General features: G+C 72.0%; 12 protein-coding genes. 8 read left to right on the top strand and 4 right to left on the bottom strand.

Annotated elements, in window-relative coordinates; genetic code table 11:
• Together D7Y13_RS12795 and D7Y13_RS12790 are read left to right on the top strand one after the other, a co-directional pair.
• The coding region (locus D7Y13_RS12795) for a hypothetical protein (RefSeq protein ID WP_147452439.1) at positions 1-256 on the top strand (256 nt) is incomplete at its 5' end.
• Between the two features lie 10 nt (positions 257-266).
• Positions 267-3,371 carry an MYXO-CTERM sorting domain-containing protein gene (locus tag D7Y13_RS12790; protein ID WP_120582681.1) on the top strand — a complete coding sequence of 1,035 codons (3,105 nt, stop codon included), beginning with the start codon at positions 267-269 and terminating at the stop codon, positions 3,369-3,371.
• On the opposite strand, the gene D7Y13_RS12785 is transcribed toward D7Y13_RS12790, so the two are convergent.
• Complete coding sequence (locus D7Y13_RS12785) at positions 3,355-4,707, bottom strand: response regulator (RefSeq protein WP_120534694.1); 1,353 nt, start codon at positions 4,705-4,707, stop codon at positions 3,355-3,357. The genes D7Y13_RS12790 and D7Y13_RS12785 overlap by 17 nt on opposite strands.
• Before the next feature lie 27 nt (positions 4,708-4,734).
• On the opposite strand from D7Y13_RS12785, the gene D7Y13_RS12780 reads away from it, so the two are divergent.
• Both D7Y13_RS12780 and D7Y13_RS12775 read left to right on the top strand, forming a co-directional pair.
• Entirely contained in the window at positions 4,735-5,124 is a 390-nt protein-coding gene (locus D7Y13_RS12780) for a VOC family protein (RefSeq protein WP_120582682.1), read from the top strand.
• 73 nt (positions 5,125-5,197) lie between these two features.
• The gene (locus D7Y13_RS12775) at positions 5,198-6,601 is read left to right on the top strand and encodes a cyclic di-GMP-binding domain-containing protein, MshE-related (RefSeq protein WP_120582683.1); all 1,404 of its coding nucleotides are present in this window, start codon (positions 5,198-5,200) and stop codon (positions 6,599-6,601) included.
• 15 nt (positions 6,602-6,616) lie between these two features.
• On the opposite strand, the gene D7Y13_RS12770 is transcribed toward D7Y13_RS12775, so the two are convergent.
• The 3 genes from D7Y13_RS12770 to D7Y13_RS47120 all read right to left on the bottom strand — a co-directional run bounded on the left by D7Y13_RS12770 (position 6,617) and on the right by D7Y13_RS47120 (position 10,407).
• Complete coding sequence (locus D7Y13_RS12770) at positions 6,617-7,861, bottom strand: FecR family protein (protein ID WP_120582684.1); 1,245 nt, start codon at positions 7,859-7,861, stop codon at positions 6,617-6,619.
• Positions 7,862-8,052: 191 nt separating this feature from the next.
• Complete coding sequence (locus tag D7Y13_RS12765; protein WP_147444217.1) at positions 8,053-10,005, bottom strand: serine/threonine-protein kinase; 1,953 nt, start codon at positions 10,003-10,005, stop codon at positions 8,053-8,055.
• Between the two features lie 54 nt (positions 10,006-10,059).
• The gene (locus D7Y13_RS47120; RefSeq protein WP_199732687.1) at positions 10,060-10,407 is read right to left on the bottom strand and encodes a PEGA domain-containing protein; all 348 of its coding nucleotides are present in this window, start codon (positions 10,405-10,407) and stop codon (positions 10,060-10,062) included.
• A 367-nt stretch (positions 10,408-10,774) separates the two neighbouring features.
• Between D7Y13_RS47120 and D7Y13_RS12755 the strand changes: the two genes are divergently transcribed.
• The 4 genes from D7Y13_RS12755 to D7Y13_RS12740 are packed head-to-tail and all read left to right on the top strand — an operon-like array spanning position 10,775 to position 15,509.
• The gene (locus D7Y13_RS12755) at positions 10,775-11,776 is read left to right on the top strand and encodes a hypothetical protein (RefSeq protein WP_199732688.1); all 1,002 of its coding nucleotides are present in this window, start codon (positions 10,775-10,777) and stop codon (positions 11,774-11,776) included.
• Positions 11,769-12,500: a PIG-L deacetylase family protein gene (locus tag D7Y13_RS12750; protein WP_120537177.1), complete on the top strand. Its 732-nt coding sequence runs from the start codon at positions 11,769-11,771 to the stop codon at positions 12,498-12,500. The genes D7Y13_RS12755 and D7Y13_RS12750 overlap by 8 nt, the downstream gene beginning before the upstream one ends.
• Positions 12,497-14,401 (top strand): glycosyltransferase family protein, encoded by a 1,905-nt coding sequence (locus tag D7Y13_RS12745; RefSeq protein WP_147444218.1) that lies wholly within the window; start codon positions 12,497-12,499, stop codon positions 14,399-14,401. Before D7Y13_RS12750 ends, D7Y13_RS12745 begins: the two co-directional genes overlap by 4 nt.
• Position 14,402: 1 nt before the next feature.
• Positions 14,403-15,509 (top strand): class I SAM-dependent methyltransferase, encoded by a 1,107-nt coding sequence (locus D7Y13_RS12740; RefSeq protein WP_120582688.1) that lies wholly within the window; start codon positions 14,403-14,405, stop codon positions 15,507-15,509.
• Positions 15,510-15,661 lie beyond the last annotated feature (152 nt).

The raw sequence follows: 15,661 nt of genomic DNA, 5'->3' as shown, positions 1-15,661 counted from the left end.
GGTGTGGACGGGCACGCTGCGTCCGGCGGTGCGGGTGGTGGGGGGCCTGGAGGTCGCGCTGGAGGCGGCGCGGCGCACGTCCGCGGCGGATGGCCAGGGCCTGTCCTCCTTCCGGACGGAGGTGGCGTACCGGCTGGATGAGCGCCTCCGTGTCGCCCTGGGGTACACCGTGCTGGGCTTCAGCGGTTTGGGGTTGGGGGCGGATTCGGTGGATGCTCCGGATCGCCTCTACCTGCGGGCGGAGCTGGCCTACTAGAAGCGAAGGGATGTTGAACGTGCGAGTCTGGACGGTCTGCCTGGGGCTGGTGCTGGTGGCCGGGGTGGCCCGGGCGGGTTGGACCGTCACCCAGACCCAGAACGGCACCCCACTGGATGTGACCGTCTTCAGGCCCGGCCACTTCGCCGTGGCCACGGATCAGCAGTTGTGGATCTCCCGGGACGGGGGCGTGTCCACCCTGTCCGAGGGGACGGTGGGCAGCTACCTGTCGGGGCCGGACTGCGTGGTGGGGGTCCTCACCGACGGGACGCTCCGGAGCGTGGGCGGCTGTTCGCCGGCCGAAGGCACGCACCTGTTTCCGACCACCGGGGATGAGTATGAGCTGCGCTCGGTGCGCATCACCCCGGATGGGGGCGTGGGCTACGCCTCCGCGGCACTGCCCCCGCTGAGCTGGGAGTTCCGCTCCTCCCTTGTTCCGAAGCAGGGCACCGCCGAGTGGGGGCTCCTGTCGATGCCGCTGTCCGGCGCCGTGGCCCAGGCGCCGCTGGCCATCCTGCCTCCACAGTCGGACGGCATGCCGCACGCCTTGTTCTCCGTGTCTCCGACGACGGCCAACTTCGTCTGGTACCGGGGGACGACGCCCCAGCCCTATCCCGCGCAGGGGGTGGCGCCTCCCAGCGCGGCGCGCACCGTCGTGCTCCTTCCCGGCGTGGATCCGGCGAAGCCCCTCGCGTTCTATGGCAATGCCGAGGGTCTGTTCCGGGGGATCCTGGGCAGCGGCACCTCCCCGTTTGAACCCATCCAGTGGGGGGGAGGCCCGGCCTCGGTGGATGCGCTCGCCCTCGATGTGGCGAATGGCTCCGCCGCGGGCGTCGGCTTCGGCCTGATGCTCGTCAAGCAACTGGACGGTTCGGTGAAGGCCTTCAGCGCGGAGCCGGTGCCACCTTCCTCGCTGCCGGGTTCCGTCTGGCGCAACAACCCGAACTTTCCCTCGGGCATCCGCACGGTGGCCAAACAGGTGTCCTGCTCGGGCGCGTCCTACTGCGTCGCCCTCCTCACCGCGCCGGCGCAGAACGTCCTCATCTACCAGAACGAGAAGACACCGGACCTGGGCAACGTGCCCTCGAGCCTCGTCATCGACGAGGGCAAGACCGAGCCGCTGATCCTCAACCCCCGCGACGGCGACGGGGATGCGGTGCGCGTGACGGCCACGACCCGGGATCCCAACGGCCTGCTCACCTCCGTTTCGGGGCCGCCTCCTTCGGTGGAGGACAACGGGCTGACGCTGTCGCTGACGGCGGACTCGGGCTTCTGCGCGAGCCAGCAGGCCTTCATCGACGTGGTCGCGTCGGACGGTCTGGCGGCGCACGACACGGCGAAGACGGTGAACGTGCGGCTGAACCACACCGTCCGGCCCGCCGCGCCCTCCAGCGTCACCGTGGACGTGCCGGGCGGTGTCTTCTTCGCGGGCGGTGCCGCGGGCACCCTCACGCCGGTGCGGGGCGCTTCCGGCTGCGAACCCGTCCGGTACCTCTGGGGCACGCCGCCCGCGAGGGCCCCCCGGCTCTCCGTGACGGACACGGTGGCCACGCTTGATCCGATCTTCACCAAGGCGGACCGGTGCAAGACGGACAGCACGGTCTTCAATTACTCCGTGAGCGCGAATGACGGCGAGCTGACGTCCTCCACCGCCACGAGCGTCCCCGTGGAGTTCCTCCCGTGGGGCCCTCCGGATGCGCCGTTCCCCAACCCTCCGGGGCCCCTCTACTCCGGGACGAGCCTGTCGCCCCAGGCGTTCCACCTGTGCGCCGGAACGCCGGGGCTGCCGCTGAGCACGTGGTGGTCGCGGCTCGACAACGCGCCGGGTGTGTCGGTGAGCGCGGTGCGGGAGCCAGGGACCGCGCAACCGGCGGTGGGCTCGTCACCGGTCGAAGGTCCCGCCGTGGTGGTCGAATCGCAGGGGTGCGCCGACACCGCCGTGAAGCTGCGCGCGGTCCACCACGTCACCGTGAAGGGACATACGCTGGTGGGCCCGGAGTCCATCGTGGATGTGACGGTGAGACCGCGCCTGGTTCCCCTGGACTCGGTGAAGCCCCTCTTGAGCCTGGACCCCCCGGAGGAGCGCAAGGTGCACGGCCGCGTGGCGACGCCGAACCTCAACTGCGTCTCCTCGCGCAACGTCACCACGGTGGTGACGCTGGAGACCCCCGACGCCGCGGCCCAGGTGCTCGCCACCCGGACGCTGACCGGGGCCTCGGGTGACTTCGAACTGGACCTGCCTCCCACCTGCGGAAGCGCCGCCTACAACGTGCGGGTCCGCGTGCAGGAGCCCGTGGCCGGTGGCGCCACCGCGACGTCGGAGACGGTCCAGTCGCTGACGCGCGACGCGCGCGACGTGGAGCTGGGTGATGTGAACGGAGAACTCGTCGCCGTCTGTGCAGAGGGCGCCCGGGGCACGCTGCGGCAGACCTTCCCCCCGGGGGCCTGCACGGCGGTGAATCTGGACTGGTCCTATGTGACGGGCCCGGAGCTGGAGTCCCCCGTGCCCGCGGGCGATTCAGTGACGCTGGCCACGAAGGACACGCAGCTGGAGTCCCTGGTGGGCGAGTTCGTCACCCTGAGGGTGGCGGCCACGGGCGAAGGGGCCTCCGGCGCGACCCGGGAGCACTCGGTCCAGATTGGCGCCCGGCCCTTCGTGTCGCTGGGGCGCAACTCCGAAACCGGTCCGGGCTCCGACTCCAGCCAGGTGGGCGTCTCCGTCTCCCTGCGCAACGACACCGCGTGCGGCGTGTCCAGTGTCCGCTACGAGGAGTTCCCCTCCGGCGCGGAGGTGGTGCTGGACAGCGTGCGGCTGAACGGCCAGCCGGTGACGCCCACGGTGCTGGAAGGTGGCGGCTTCGCGGTGGAGCCGGTGCCGCTGGACGCGAACACGACCGCGACGCTCACGTACGTCATCCGTCCCGCGTTCCTGGGCACGCCGACGTTCTCCGGCATCGCGAAGCTGCGCGGAGTCGTGGTGTCCCAGCCGGAAGCGCCGCCCCCGTCCACGTCGGGCTGCGGCTGCTCCGGAGGTGGCTCCGGGGTGACGGCCTTCGGGCTGGGCGCGCTCGCGTGGCTTGCGCGGCGGCGGCGCGGCGTCAGAGCCCGAAGCTGATGCGCTGGCGCCGGTTGGGCGTCTGCTGACGCTCTTCCAGCACGCCCGACAGCTCCAGGCCGCGCAGGGTGGCCAGGGCCTCGCGCTCGGACAGGTCGGTGAGCGCGAGCAGGTCCTCCACCGTCTTCGTGCCGTCCGCGAACGCCAGCAGCAGCGCCTGCGGCCCGGCCAGCTTCAGCTCGTGCAGGCCGTAGGGCGGATCCGCCGTGGGGAACAAGCGGCGCCCGGGCGCCATCCGCTGACGCAGGGCCACCAGCGTCTCCGTGCGGGTGACGCCCTCCAGGATGAGGTCGCCGGGGAAGAGCGACAGCGGCACCAGGTCCGCGCGCTGCGGCCGCATGGGGCTGAAGCCGTAGCCGCCCTCCGTCCACGTGAAGGTGGACCAGAGGATGTCCTTCACCTGCTCCTCCAGCAGCCGGCGCCGCTGCGACGGGCTCAGCAGGCCGCGCTTCAAGAGCGCGTCCCCGGTGCGCAGCGTGTGCTCGCGCGCGTACGCGGTGGCCTCCGCCAGCTGGGCCTCCGTCAGCGCGCCCTTGCGCAGGCAGAAGCGGCCGAAGCGCTCCGGGGCCAGGTTGGAGGCGGCGTACACCACGCGGCCCGCCTCGAAGTAGACGACCTTCAGCACCGTGCCCTGGCGCAGCTTCAGCTCGCCGTGGTGGCGCGCCTCGTAATAGGCGTTGAGCAGGCGCGGCACCGTGGTGTGCTTCAGGTCTCCGCCCAGCGACCACTCGGGGAGCTGCCGGCGGCGCCGCTCCTGCGCGGGCACGGCCTCCGTCCAGACGGCGTCGCGCCGGGCGAAGGGCAGGGGCAGGGCCTCGGAGGGCGCCTCCTCTTCAACGGGGGCCTCCGGACGGGCGGCGTCCAGGGACGGCGCGGGCTCGGACACCACCAACTCCTCCACGCCTTCGTCCTCCACCAGCTCCTCGAGGACGAGCAGGTCCACCTCGTCGAGCAGCTCCGTGTGGGGCACCGGCGGCACGCCCGCGGCCTCTTCCAGCGCGTCCATCACGGCGTCCAGTTCGAAGGGCTTCTCGAAGAAGGCGCGGGCGCCGTGCACCTGCGTGGCCTCCTGGGCGAAGCGGTCGCCCTTGTAGACGCCGCTGACCGCGATGGCGGGGATGGCGTGGGCCCTGAGCGCACCCAGCACCTCGCTGCCCCGGATGTCCGGCAGCAACAGGTCCACCAGCGCGGCGTCGAAGCGGGCCGTGGGCCCCAGGGACTCCAGGGCCGCCTCCCCCGTGAACACGGTGAGCGCGTCGTGACCCCGGGTCTGCGCCACCGTGGCGATGAGGGAGGCCAGTTCCTGGTTGTCCTCGACGATGAGCAGTCGCGCCATGGGCGGGCAGACCCTACCATCAACGCCATGAAGGACGTTCAGGGCTTCCACCACGTGGCGATTCAAGCGAAGGACGTGGAGCGCGTCACCACGTTCTATCGGGACCTGCTGGGCTTTCCTGAACTCAAGCGCCACCTGCGCGAGGACGGCACCCTGCGGAGCATCTGGGTAGGCGTCCCCGGGGGCTGCTTCCTGGCCATCGAGGCGGTGGAGGGGACCCCGGAGGGCTCGCCGTTCCGCCATCCGACGCCGGGGCTGCTGATGCTGGTGTTCCGCATCCCCCGGGAGGCCCGGGGTGGGGTGGTGGAGACCTTCGCCCGCGCGGGGGTGCCGCTGGAGCATGAGACGCGCTGGACGCTCTACGTGCGGGACCCGGAGGGCAACCGGGTGGGGCTGAGCCACCATCCGGAGGATTAGGGAGTCCAGGCGGCCGGGGGGCGTCCGGCCGGAGGCTTGCGGAGGGTGACGGGGCATGGCTACAAGCGGCCCCATGCGCCTGGGTGAACTGCTCGTGAAGGACGGCCTGGTGTCGGCGGCGGCGCTCGAAGAGGCGCTGGAGTCGCAGGTCGTGCACGGCGGTCGGTTGGGGACGAACCTGGTGGAGCTGGGGCTCCTGTCCGAACCGGACCTGGCCAAGGCGCTGGGCAAGCTCCACAACTGTGCCTACGCGTCCGGGGAGATGGTGCCCGACCCGAAGGCCGTGGCGCTGGTGAACCCGAACGAGGCGGACGACAAGGAATACCTTCCGATGCGCTCGGACGCGACGCGGTTGAGCGTCGCGGTGGTGAACCCGCACGACTTCCCGACGCTGGACGCCATCGCGTTCAAGACGGGCAAGCGCGTGGTGCCGGTGGTCATCCCCGAGTTCCGGATGAACCAGCTGCTGCGCCGTCACGCGAAGGCGTTCCGGCAGCTGCGGGCCATCGACATGAACGCGGTCCGTCCCCGTCCGGCGAAGGGCGCGGCGGCGGAGCTGGCGAAGGCGCAGGAGCGGCCTCCGGACCTGATGAGCGAGGAGGAGTTCCAGTCCGTCTACGCGCAGGCGCTCGGAGGGGCGGACGCCGACGACGAGGCCGTGCTGGAGGGGGAGATCATCACCGGCGTGGAGGTGGTGGAGACGCCCGTGCCGCTCGCGCCCGTGGCCCGGCCGCCCGAGGCGCCGCCCCCGCAGGCCCGGCCCGCGATGCCGGCGTCCGTTCCCGCGCCGCCCCGGCCCGTGGCGCCCCCCGCCGTCCAGCGTCCGGTGCCGCCCGGAGTGCCGCCGCGCGTGGACATCCCCGCGCACGTGGCGCCCCAGGTCCCGGTCCCCGGCCTGCCCGCGCAGGTGGCCGCGACGGGCCGGCCGCCCGCCGCGAGCCCGGGACTGCCCGTGCCGCCGCAGGTCCGCGCGCCCACGCCTCCTCCGACGCCGATGACGTTCCCGGAGGCCCAGGCGGAGCTGGCGCGAAGCTCGGACCGCGAGGACGTGGCCCGCACGGTGCTCCGGTTCGCGCTGGGCAAGTGGCGCCGGTCCCTGCTGCTGTCGGTGCAGGGCAACCTCGTGACGGGCTGGCACGGCATGGGGCAGGGCGTGCGTGACGAAGCGGTGCGCCGCATCGGTGTGCCGCTGCGCGACCAGAGCACCTTCCGGCTCGTGCGCGACACGCGCTCGCACTACGTGGGCCCGGTGAAGCGGGACGCGGCGATGGGGATGTTCTACCGGCTGCTGGGCGGCGGCTTCCCCACGACGGCGGTCATCCTCCCGCTGCTGGTGCGCGGCAAGGTCGTCCACCTGCTCTACGTGGACAACGGGCCGGATCAGCTCACCCCTCCGGACGTGGGCGAGCTGCTCATCCTCTCCCAGAGCGTGGGCCGCTCGTACGAGGCGATGATGCGGCGGCGCAAGAGCGCCTGACGTCCGGGCCGTCCCTCACAGGTCCGCCGGGTTGGCCAGGCCCCCCCGCCCGCGGGCCCCGGGCGTCGCCGGCACCACGAGCCGCCGGGCCTTCTGGAACAGGGGCGTGGGTGGTTCCTCGGCCACGTACACGCCCCAGAAGTACTCGCCGGGAGCCAGCCCCGGCAGCACCACCTGTTGCGTGCTGCCTTCGAGCACGAGCACCGGGTGTTTCAGGTTCCGGTCCCGCGCCACGACGAGCCGGTAGCGGGGCTCTCCGCCGACGGACTGCCACGCGAAGACGATGTCCCGGGCCGCCGTGTCATCCGGGGCCTGGTAGTCATCCCGGGGCGCGATGAGCAACGCGCGCTGAAGCTTGCGGTCCACGTAGATGCGGCGGGCGAAGCCGGATTCGCCGGGTTGGCCCCGGGCATCCAGCGCGGCCACGCGCCAGACGAACATCCCGGGCTCGGGGGGGATGAACGTGAAGCTCTGGTCTTCCACCTGCGTGTCCACCACGCGCTGGGTGAAGCCCAGGTCTCGCGCCACCTGCACCTGGTAGCGCCGCGCTCCGTCCAACGGCTTCCAGGCCAGGGCGATGCCCAGGTCCTGGCTCCACTCGATGCGGGCATCCACGCCGGGCGACAGGCTGGCGGGGAAGGGCGGCCCGTCGTGTTCGGCGTCCTCCAGGCCCCGCGCGACCTCCAGCCAGTTGCCCGCGTCGAGCGTGCGGCGGTGCGCACCCTCGGAGAGCATCAGCCGTCCCCGGGACACGCTGAGTCGCATGCTGTTGGCGGTGCGGGTGACGCGGAACTCCGCCGGTCCATCGTGCGCGTCCACCGTGAGTTCCACCTGGCGTCCGGCGTCTCCCCGCAGGACGAGAGGGCCGTCTCGCAGCGCATCCACGGGAAGCACGCCCCGGGCGGCACCCGACTCCAAGGCCACCACCGCGCCGCCCGTGCCCCCCCCGTACGCTGGCGTGGGACGTTCCACCATCACCACGGTGCGCTCTTCCAACTCGAAGCGACCGCCGCCGCGCAGCTCGATGCGCGCGGAGGCCTCGGGCCCGGTGCGCACCCAGTCGCCCGCGCGGAAGGTGGCGCCTGCTTCGAAGGGCTCCCAGAACGAGCGCGCGGTGCGCATCGTGTCGACGGGCCCCTGCGCCGCCGCGCACGTGGCCACGATGGCCTCCAGTTCCCGCAACACGGTTTCAGCGGCGCTGGCCTCCTCCGAGCTGCGCGAACAACCCGTCACCGAGGTGAGCAGGAACGCCATCGTCATGGCGCGGACCAGTGCGCCGCGAACGGGTGGACGTTTCCCCGCGCGAAGAGGGAGTGCTTGATGGGGCGCGAGCCCTTCCATCGCCGCGAAAGGAGGATGAGCACGCAGGTGCGTTGCCTCCGCGTGAATCCGCCATGGGAAAGGGAGCGGGAGCTCTTCCACCGAAGCGAACGAGAACCGGGAGCGCATGCTCATCGCTTCCTCCTTCCCGTGGTGGTGCGGCGCGCTTCGTCCTCCAGGAACTGGAGCTTCATCCGGGGGACATTCCGCTCCGGTGCCGCTTCGAGCGCGGCGCGCAGGTGTGCCACGGCCTCGGCCACGTCGCCCCGCTGAGAGGCCTCCGTCGCCAGCAACTCGAACCCGTCCGCCAGCGCCTCCAGCCGTGCCCGCACCCGCGGATCCTCCGGACGCAGCGCCCGGGCCGCCTGGAGCTGCGCCAGCGCCGTGTCCTCTCCCGCCCCCGACAGCTTCGCCACCGCGATGAGCCGATCCGCCTTCGACAGGTGCTCACCCAGGGCCGCTTCCCGCGCGTGCAGGGGCCACAGGAGCGCCGCGCCGGATGCGACCAGGACCGTGAGCGCCATCGCGCCCCAACGCAACTCCTGTCTGTGCCGCGCGGCCATCAGCTTCAACGCTCCCGGGATCCGCTGATCCACGAACCCCCACCATCTGCGGCACCGCTGGGAGCCCCGGGGCCGGTCCCTGCCACGCGCGATGCCGATGAGCGCCTCCGTCTCGCGCTGCACCCGGTCCAGCGACTCCCCGAACAGCTCGCGCATCGCCTGCACCACATCGAAGGGGGGCAGGGTGGCCCGCACGCGCTCCAGCGCCTGTCGAAGGGCCTGGGCACTGGGAGCCCGACCAGACGGATTCGGCGCGGTCGCCCATTGCACCAGCCGCTCCAGCTCCGGCGTCACCTGGGGATTGAAGTCTGACGGACGCAGGCGCCCGGAGCGCTCCGCCGCCTCGGCGACATCCCCGAACGCGTGCTGCAGCGTGAGCAGTTCGTAGAGCACCAGCCCCATGCCGTGGATGTCCCAGCCGGGCTCCGGGCGTCCCCCCGCCGCCTGCTCCGGCGCCATGTACGCGCGCTTGCCCACCACCAGCAGGTCGTTGCCGCTGGCGATGCTCGCCGACGCGACCCCCATGTCCACCAGCTTCACCTCGCCGTGCAGTCCGATGAGCAGGTTGCCCGGGCTCACGTCGCGGTGGACCAGGTGCAGCGGGCGTCCATCCAGGTCGCGCTGGTCGTGCAGGTACTCCAGCGCCTTGCCCAGCTCGATGGCGAGCGTCACCGCCAGCGCCACCGGCGGCGGCCGTCCGCGCTCACGCAGCCGCTCCAACAGGTCCGCGCCGTTGCACCCGGGCACGTACTCCATCGCCATGAAGGGCCGGCCGGCGGCGGAGCCCACGTCGAACACCTGGATGACGTTGGGGTGCTGGAGCGTCGCGCTCAGGCGCGCCTCGGTGAGGAACAGCTCCGACAGGCGCGGGTGGCGCGCGTACTCCTGGAACACCAGCTTGAGCGCCACCAGCTTGTCCACGCCCTCGGCCATGGTGCGCCGGGCGAGGAGCACCTCCGCCATCCCGCCCGCCCCCAGGCGCTTGAGCAATTGGTACGGACCGAACGTGTCGAAAGGCCGCAGCCCGCCCTGCCATGCCTCCGGGTCGCGCGCGTGCAGCAGCTCCACGTTCGAATAGTCGTGCAGGGCCGCCGCCCCCTCCACCGTCGAGCGGGGCCGGATGCCCACCGGCGTCGGCTCCTCCCGCCAGGAGTCCGCGCTCGCAGGCGCGGAGGCACCGGGCGGATCCACGGGCGCCTCCACCGGCCGCGGGGTCGGCCGTTCGTCGCGAGCGCTCACCGGAAGCGGGAGGCTTCCCTTGTCCAGCGCGACGAACTTGACGAAGTAGCCGCGCACCCAGCCCGACACCCCGTGCTCCATCACGCGCACGCGACCGGAGACGGCCGGGGCCGCGCCGTGGAAGGCGACCTGGAGCGGGAACTCCGTCCCGATGGGCTGCGGTGCATCCGCCGGCACGAACAGCCCGTGCTCCGTCATGCTCTTCCACAGCCGCGCACGGGACTCCGGCGCGTCCGCGAACGGCAACCGGAACAGCCGACCCCTTCTCCTTGTCAGCTTCACGCCGTTCCTCCCCCTTGCGAATGGTGGTGCGCCACGTCCGTTCCCGACCGCCGCTCACGGCGACGCGGTCAACGTCACCTGGATGGGCTCCGGCCGGTCGCCCACCATCACCTCGGCCCGCCAGGTGGCGTGTCCCGCGGCCCGGACGCTCACCTGATGGACACCCGGCGGCAGCGTGACGAGCGGCTCCAACTGCCGGGCGAATCCCACCGCCCGGCCGTCCACGAACACACGCGCGCCCTCCGGCATCACGTCGAATCTCAGCCCCGTCGCCCGCACGCGCTCCACGAGCACCGCGCGGGTCACGGGCCGTGGTGGGAGCACCACTTCCATCCGCAAGAGCGGCAGGTCCGCCATCACCGGATGGCTGGGAAGGCGCGCACAGGAACAGGTCGCGGCCATCAGGACTGCGATGAACAGACGTGACGTGCGCGGGGCCATGTCAGGGATTGGAGCGCGAGCGCGGGGGCCTCCGTCAAGGCACCGGCCCCCACGTCGCGGACGCTGTCTCCGCCCGCACAGCGCAAACCAGGGGGGCGTCTTCCGGACCCACCTGCCCAGGTCGTCTTCCCGGAGGGAAGCGCGGATGTCCCCCTTTGGACGAACCGCCGCCGGTCGCGTGCGGGCGTGAGTGACAGCGCGTGTGTGCGGGGCGACCTGGGAGGTGACAGGAATTGATAGGAATTGCGGCGCGGAGGGGGTCAGTCCTGATCCAGGAATGTCAGGGGCCACCCGTAATCTGTGACGCATTCCAGCCCGAACCCCGACCATGACGACCCGACCACTCCAGTTCGACACCGCGCCCCGGACTTCGTCGTCTTCCCCCCAAGCAAGGCCCTTCGCCCCAGGGAGCGATGGCCTCATCCGGAGCCAGACACCCCGCTTCACGGACATCCAGCCGCTGCGGCTGGAGGACTTCCTGTCGGGCGCGCCCAGGCGGCGTGACGCCTTCGCCCGGACGCTGGTGGAACACCTGTCCGAGCGCGGCTTCTTCTACCTGGAGCGGCCCGCGGCGCTGCTGGCGCGCCACGAGCTCGACGGCCAGTTCGAGCGCTACGAGGCCACGTACCAGCACGCGCTCCTGGCGCACCCGTACCTGCACGCGCTGATGCCGGCGGAGACGGTGTTCCAGACGGGCTACAACGCCACGTGGTACCCGGAGTCCACGGTGGTGCGGCAGGCCATCGAGGCCTTCATGGCCAAGCCCGTGACGTGGAGCGGCTTCCGCCGGCGCCTCGTGCCGGAGCCGGTGCGGGAGCTGCTGGTGGCGTCGGAGGACGCGTACCTCGCGTCCCACGTCGTGGGCAGCGTGCTGCTGGAGGCGCTGGAGCTGGGCTACGGCCTGCGGGCCGGGGGGCTCACGCGCCTGTTCCGCCGCCGCACGGAAGGGGCGGTGCGGTTCGTGAAGTACCACGCGCCCAGCGTCGCCCGCAGGCGGCGGGAGGTGGTGGCGCACGCGTCGGAGCCGCACGCGGACAAGAGCTTCTTCACCTTCAACCTGGGGGAGTCGCGGCCGGGGCTCGTGTGGCTGGACGGCGACGTGCCCCGCCTGATGCCCAACGACGCGGGCCACTGGCTCATCACCTCCGGCCGCTTCTCCGAAGGGCTGACGCGGGAGCTGGACGCGCCGGTGCGCGCGTTCCGCCACACGGTGGTCAACGACGGTGAGCGCGTCGTCGTGCTCGGCTTCGTGACGCCCGAAGGCGACCTGCACGACCTGCCGCTGAACGAGTGGCCCGCGCCGACGCGCATGGGAGGTCCCCGTGGCTGAGCATGCGCGGAGCGACGAGGGGGGACCGGAGCACGTGTTCTTCTCGCCCCATCCGGACGACGTGGCGCTGGGGGCGTACGCGAGCCTGCTGGGCGTGCCCCGGGGCGTCGTCCCCACGCTCGTCACCGTCTTCTCCCAGAGCTGCTGGGAGTTCGTGCTGCCGGTGGATCCGACGCGGTCGCTGGCGGTGACGTCCTTGCGGATGGGCGAGGACCGACGCTTCGCCCGAGCGCATGGCGCGGACCTGGTGCACCTGGGCTTTCGCGACACCAGCCTGCGCTCGCCTCCGGGAGGGCCCCGGGAGTCGGAGGCGGCCACGGCGGCGCTGGCCGTGCGCGTCCGGGAGGCGCTGGGGGAGGTGCTGGCGCACGTCTCCGACGACGCGGTCTGCTACGTGCCGCTGGGCATCTCCAGCCACGTGGACCACCTGCTGGTGCGCGACGCGGTGCGGGCGCTGCGGGGGGACCGGGGGCGCATCGTCTACTACGAGGACCTGCCGTACTCCGCGCACCACCCGGAGGATGAGATTGTCGACTACGCGTGGGCGCTCGGATTGGCGCCCCGGTGTCTGGACCTGACGGAGCTGTGGCCCGCGAAGCTGCGGGGGCTGTCCTTCTACGCAAGCCAGTTGGAGGCGGCGACGCTGCCCGCGGTGGAGGCGCACGCGCGCAGGTTGGGCACGGGCCGCAAGCTGTGCGAGCGCGTCTGGACGGTGGCCCCGTGAGCGTGGAGGAACCCGCCGCGCGCGGTGAGCTGCTGGTGCACCTGTCCTACGAAGCCACGCGCACGCTGGGCGGGATGGGCGTGGTGCTGGAGCACCTGCTGGCGGCGCCCGAGTACCGCGCGGCCTTTCCCCGCACGCTGCTGGTGAGCCCCACGGTGCGTCCGTGCGGCCTGGGCAGCTATGCGCCGGAGGAGTCGCTCGCGCACGACCTGGAGGCGCACGGAGAGGTGCTCTACAGCGGCCTGCGCCGGCGCAACCCGGAGGCGTGGGCGCGGGTCTTCCAGCCGGTGGAGGCGCGGCACGACGTGTCGTTCATCTACGGCAGGCGCGACGCTCCGGGCGGTCCGGTGGAGGTGCTGCTGGTGGACCTCACCGACGTGCTCCGGGGCTACCGGGTGCGGCTGGGCACGCTGCCCTTGTTCCTCCAGCGGTTGCACACGCTGCTCGGGGTGGACCTCCCGTTCGACTGTCGGGGCGGACGCCCGGCGCCGTGGCGGGCCCTCTCGCGCGTGTGGCGCGGGCTGTACGGCACGAGGCTGGGCGCGGCGCCGTGGCTCAACCGGCTGTTCCGGCGCGCGGTGCACCACGGCCTCCTGGACGCGCCGCCGTTGGACCACGACGCGATGCTGGCCATCACGCTCGCGGAGCCCGTCTTCGACGCGGTGGCGCGGCTGCGCTCCCAGGACGGCGCGGGGGCCGTCGTCCTGGCGCAGGAGCACCTGTCGTTGCCGCTCGCGTACAAGGCGCTGCTCGACGGGCACGACTGGTGCCACACCGTCTACTACGCGGGCGAGGTGCGCACGCCCCGGGTGCTCGTGGAGTACGGCGAGGCGGGGCAGGGCGCGTCCGATGCGCGCTTCTACAACGTGCAGCGCCTGGGGCTGGAGCAGGGCCGGACGTTGGATCAGGTGTATCCGGTGGGCACCTGGCCCAACTTCCAGATCCTCCGCAACGGCCACCTGTGCGAGCGCGTCGGCGCGGTGAGCGCCTCCGTCGCGGACGAGCTGCGCTTCCTCGACCCGCGCTACTCGCTCCAGCCCGTGACGGTGGTGCCCCACGGGCATCGCCTGATTGAAACGGAAGGGGATGCGAAGGAGGCCGCGAGCGTCCGGGTGCTGCGCCATGCGCGCAAGCAGTGGGGCCAGGACTTCCGACTGCTGCTCACGCACATCTCCCGGGACGAGGTCTGCAAGGGGCTGTGGCGCGACGTGGACGTGTGCGAACACCTGGCGGAGCTGCTGCCTCCGGAGCGGAGGCCCGCGCTGCTCGTGATGGTGACCGAGTGGAACGAGGCGGACCCGTCCGACAACCTGCGCCACGTGAAGGCGCGGGTGGAGGCGTTCAACGCGCGGGGCACGGGTGTGCACATCGCCCTGGTGAACCAGCCTACGTGGCCCGCGGGCCTGGACTTCACGCGGGACGACCTGCACCGCGCGACGGATGTTTCACTGGGCCAATCCCTGTACGAATCCCACGGGCTGGCGCAATTGGAAGCGCTGGGCTGTGGCGCCATCTGTGTCATCGCCGGGGCCAGCGGTGCCCGGCGCACCCTGCGCGAGCAGTGCGAGGCCCTGGGCCTGTCGGAGTCCGCGCACCCGAACCTCGTCGTGTCGGACCCCGTGACGGACGCCCGGGAGGCGGGGCTCGCGCGGACGGTGGAGGGTTGGAAGGCCCTGCCCGCCACGGTGCTGCGTGAGCAGGAATCGCGCACCGCGCGGCGCGTGGCGGAGGAGGTGGTGCGCCGCCTCCCGCGCGATGCGCACGAAGGACGTCTGTTGTTGGAGACGGGCCGGGCCCTCGCCGAGCGGATGCGGTGGGAGCCGCTCATCCGCGAGCAGTTGATTCCCCTCATCCGATTCCCTGCGCGCGAAGCGGCGGCGGGATCCGACTGGAGTGCCTGACATGACGGAGACCCAGAAGGCCGCGACGCTCATCGTGGTGGCCCACCCCGAGGACGTGGTCCGGTTGTTCAGCACCGTCGCCGGGGGCGCCGACCTCGCGGTGGTGACGGAGGACGGAGGCGCCGGCCGGGAGCTGGAGGCGGTGGGCCGGGCGTTGGGAGCGCACAGCACGCACCTGCTCCTGTCCCCATCGGAGATAGGCCCCTGGTGCCGGGAGCAGCGCGAGCAGGGGGAGCGACGCGTCTTCACGCACAGCCCGCAGGAGGAGGCGCCGTTGCACCGCGAGGTGGCGGTCCTCGTCAGCCGCGTCTTCGACCGGCTGTGGGTGCCGGCCACGGGCGCGCGTCCCACGGTGTGCACGGTGCTGGACGACGCGGCCTTCCAGCGCAAGCTCGGCCTGCTCAACGCGCTGTACCGGGAGCGCCCCGACGGAGCCCAGGGCGGAGCCTGCACGGACCCGCTGCGAGACGGTCCCGGCATCGAGGCCTTCACGGAGGTGCGCTCCACGGACATGGTGCGCGCCCTGTCCCTCACCAAGCCGGAGATCTTCTCCGAGCTCGCGGACCCATGGGGCTTCGCCCAGTCCACCTACGAAGCGGAGCGCTTCGCCCTCACCGCCAGGGTGCTGGAGTCGCTGCGCCACGCCTCGCCTCCACCCCGGCGCGTGGTGGACGTGGGCGCCTGCGAGGGAATGATGACCGAGCACCTGCTGACACTCTTTCCCCACGCGAGCGTCCAGGCCGTGGAGTCCGAGCCCCGCTTCGTCGCCCGCCTGCGTGAACGGCTGGGGGCCCAGGCGCGAGTGCGCATCGTGGAGGCGTCCGTGGAGGACGTGGCCCTGGAGGCCGACCTCGTGCTGCTCGCGGAGGTCCTCTACTACCTGTCCGACGACGCGGGCCGGGACCTCCTGGACCGCGTGCGCGCCTCCCACCTGCTCACGTCCTACGGAGGAGGCTTTGGCGCCAAGGTGCACGAGGCGCTCACCGAACGTGGCTGGAAGACCGTCACCTCCGCGACACTTCCTGGCCGCATCGAACCCGTGGATGGCGCCCTGAGTCCGTTGCTGGTGCGACGAGCAGGCACCGAAATCCGCCTTTGGGAACGGTGATAACAGGGATTCAAAGGCATACGCCCAGGCTCTCCGGGAAGGAGGTACGAGGATTTCTCAAGGCTCGTGATTTTCTCAAAAGTGGGCACACTTCCTTGTCTCAAGGTCTGGGCCTGCTTGCTTGAATGCGTATTGCCAATGACACGGGGACT

This window comes from Corallococcus praedator (assembly GCF_003612125.1).
Classification (GTDB): Bacteria; Myxococcota; Myxococcia; order Myxococcales; family Myxococcaceae; genus Corallococcus; species Corallococcus praedator.
Note: the sequence above shows the minus strand (reverse complement) of the source record. Positions and strands in the feature narration are given on the sequence as shown.

What these genes read in the sequence shown, in the direction of transcription:
- D7Y13_RS12790 (WP_120582681.1), top strand. Translation starts at nt 267, where the DNA reads ATGTTGAACGTGCGAGTCTGGACGGTCTGCCTGGGGCTGGTGCTGGTG.
- D7Y13_RS12785 (WP_120534694.1), bottom strand. Translation starts at nt 4,707, where the DNA reads ATGGCGCGACTGCTCATCGTCGAGGACAACCAGGAACTGGCCTCCCTC.
- D7Y13_RS12780 (WP_120582682.1), top strand. Translation starts at nt 4,735, where the DNA reads ATGAAGGACGTTCAGGGCTTCCACCACGTGGCGATTCAAGCGAAGGAC.
- D7Y13_RS12775 (WP_120582683.1), top strand. Translation starts at nt 5,198, where the DNA reads ATGCGCCTGGGTGAACTGCTCGTGAAGGACGGCCTGGTGTCGGCGGCG.
- D7Y13_RS12770 (WP_120582684.1), bottom strand. Translation starts at nt 7,861, where the DNA reads ATGACGATGGCGTTCCTGCTCACCTCGGTGACGGGTTGTTCGCGCAGC.
- D7Y13_RS47120 (WP_199732687.1), bottom strand. Translation starts at nt 10,407, where the DNA reads ATGGCCGCGACCTGTTCCTGTGCGCGCCTTCCCAGCCATCCGGTGATG.
- D7Y13_RS12755 (WP_199732688.1), top strand. Translation starts at nt 10,775, where the DNA reads ATGACGACCCGACCACTCCAGTTCGACACCGCGCCCCGGACTTCGTCG.
- D7Y13_RS12740 (WP_120582688.1), top strand. Translation starts at nt 14,403, where the DNA reads ATGACGGAGACCCAGAAGGCCGCGACGCTCATCGTGGTGGCCCACCCC.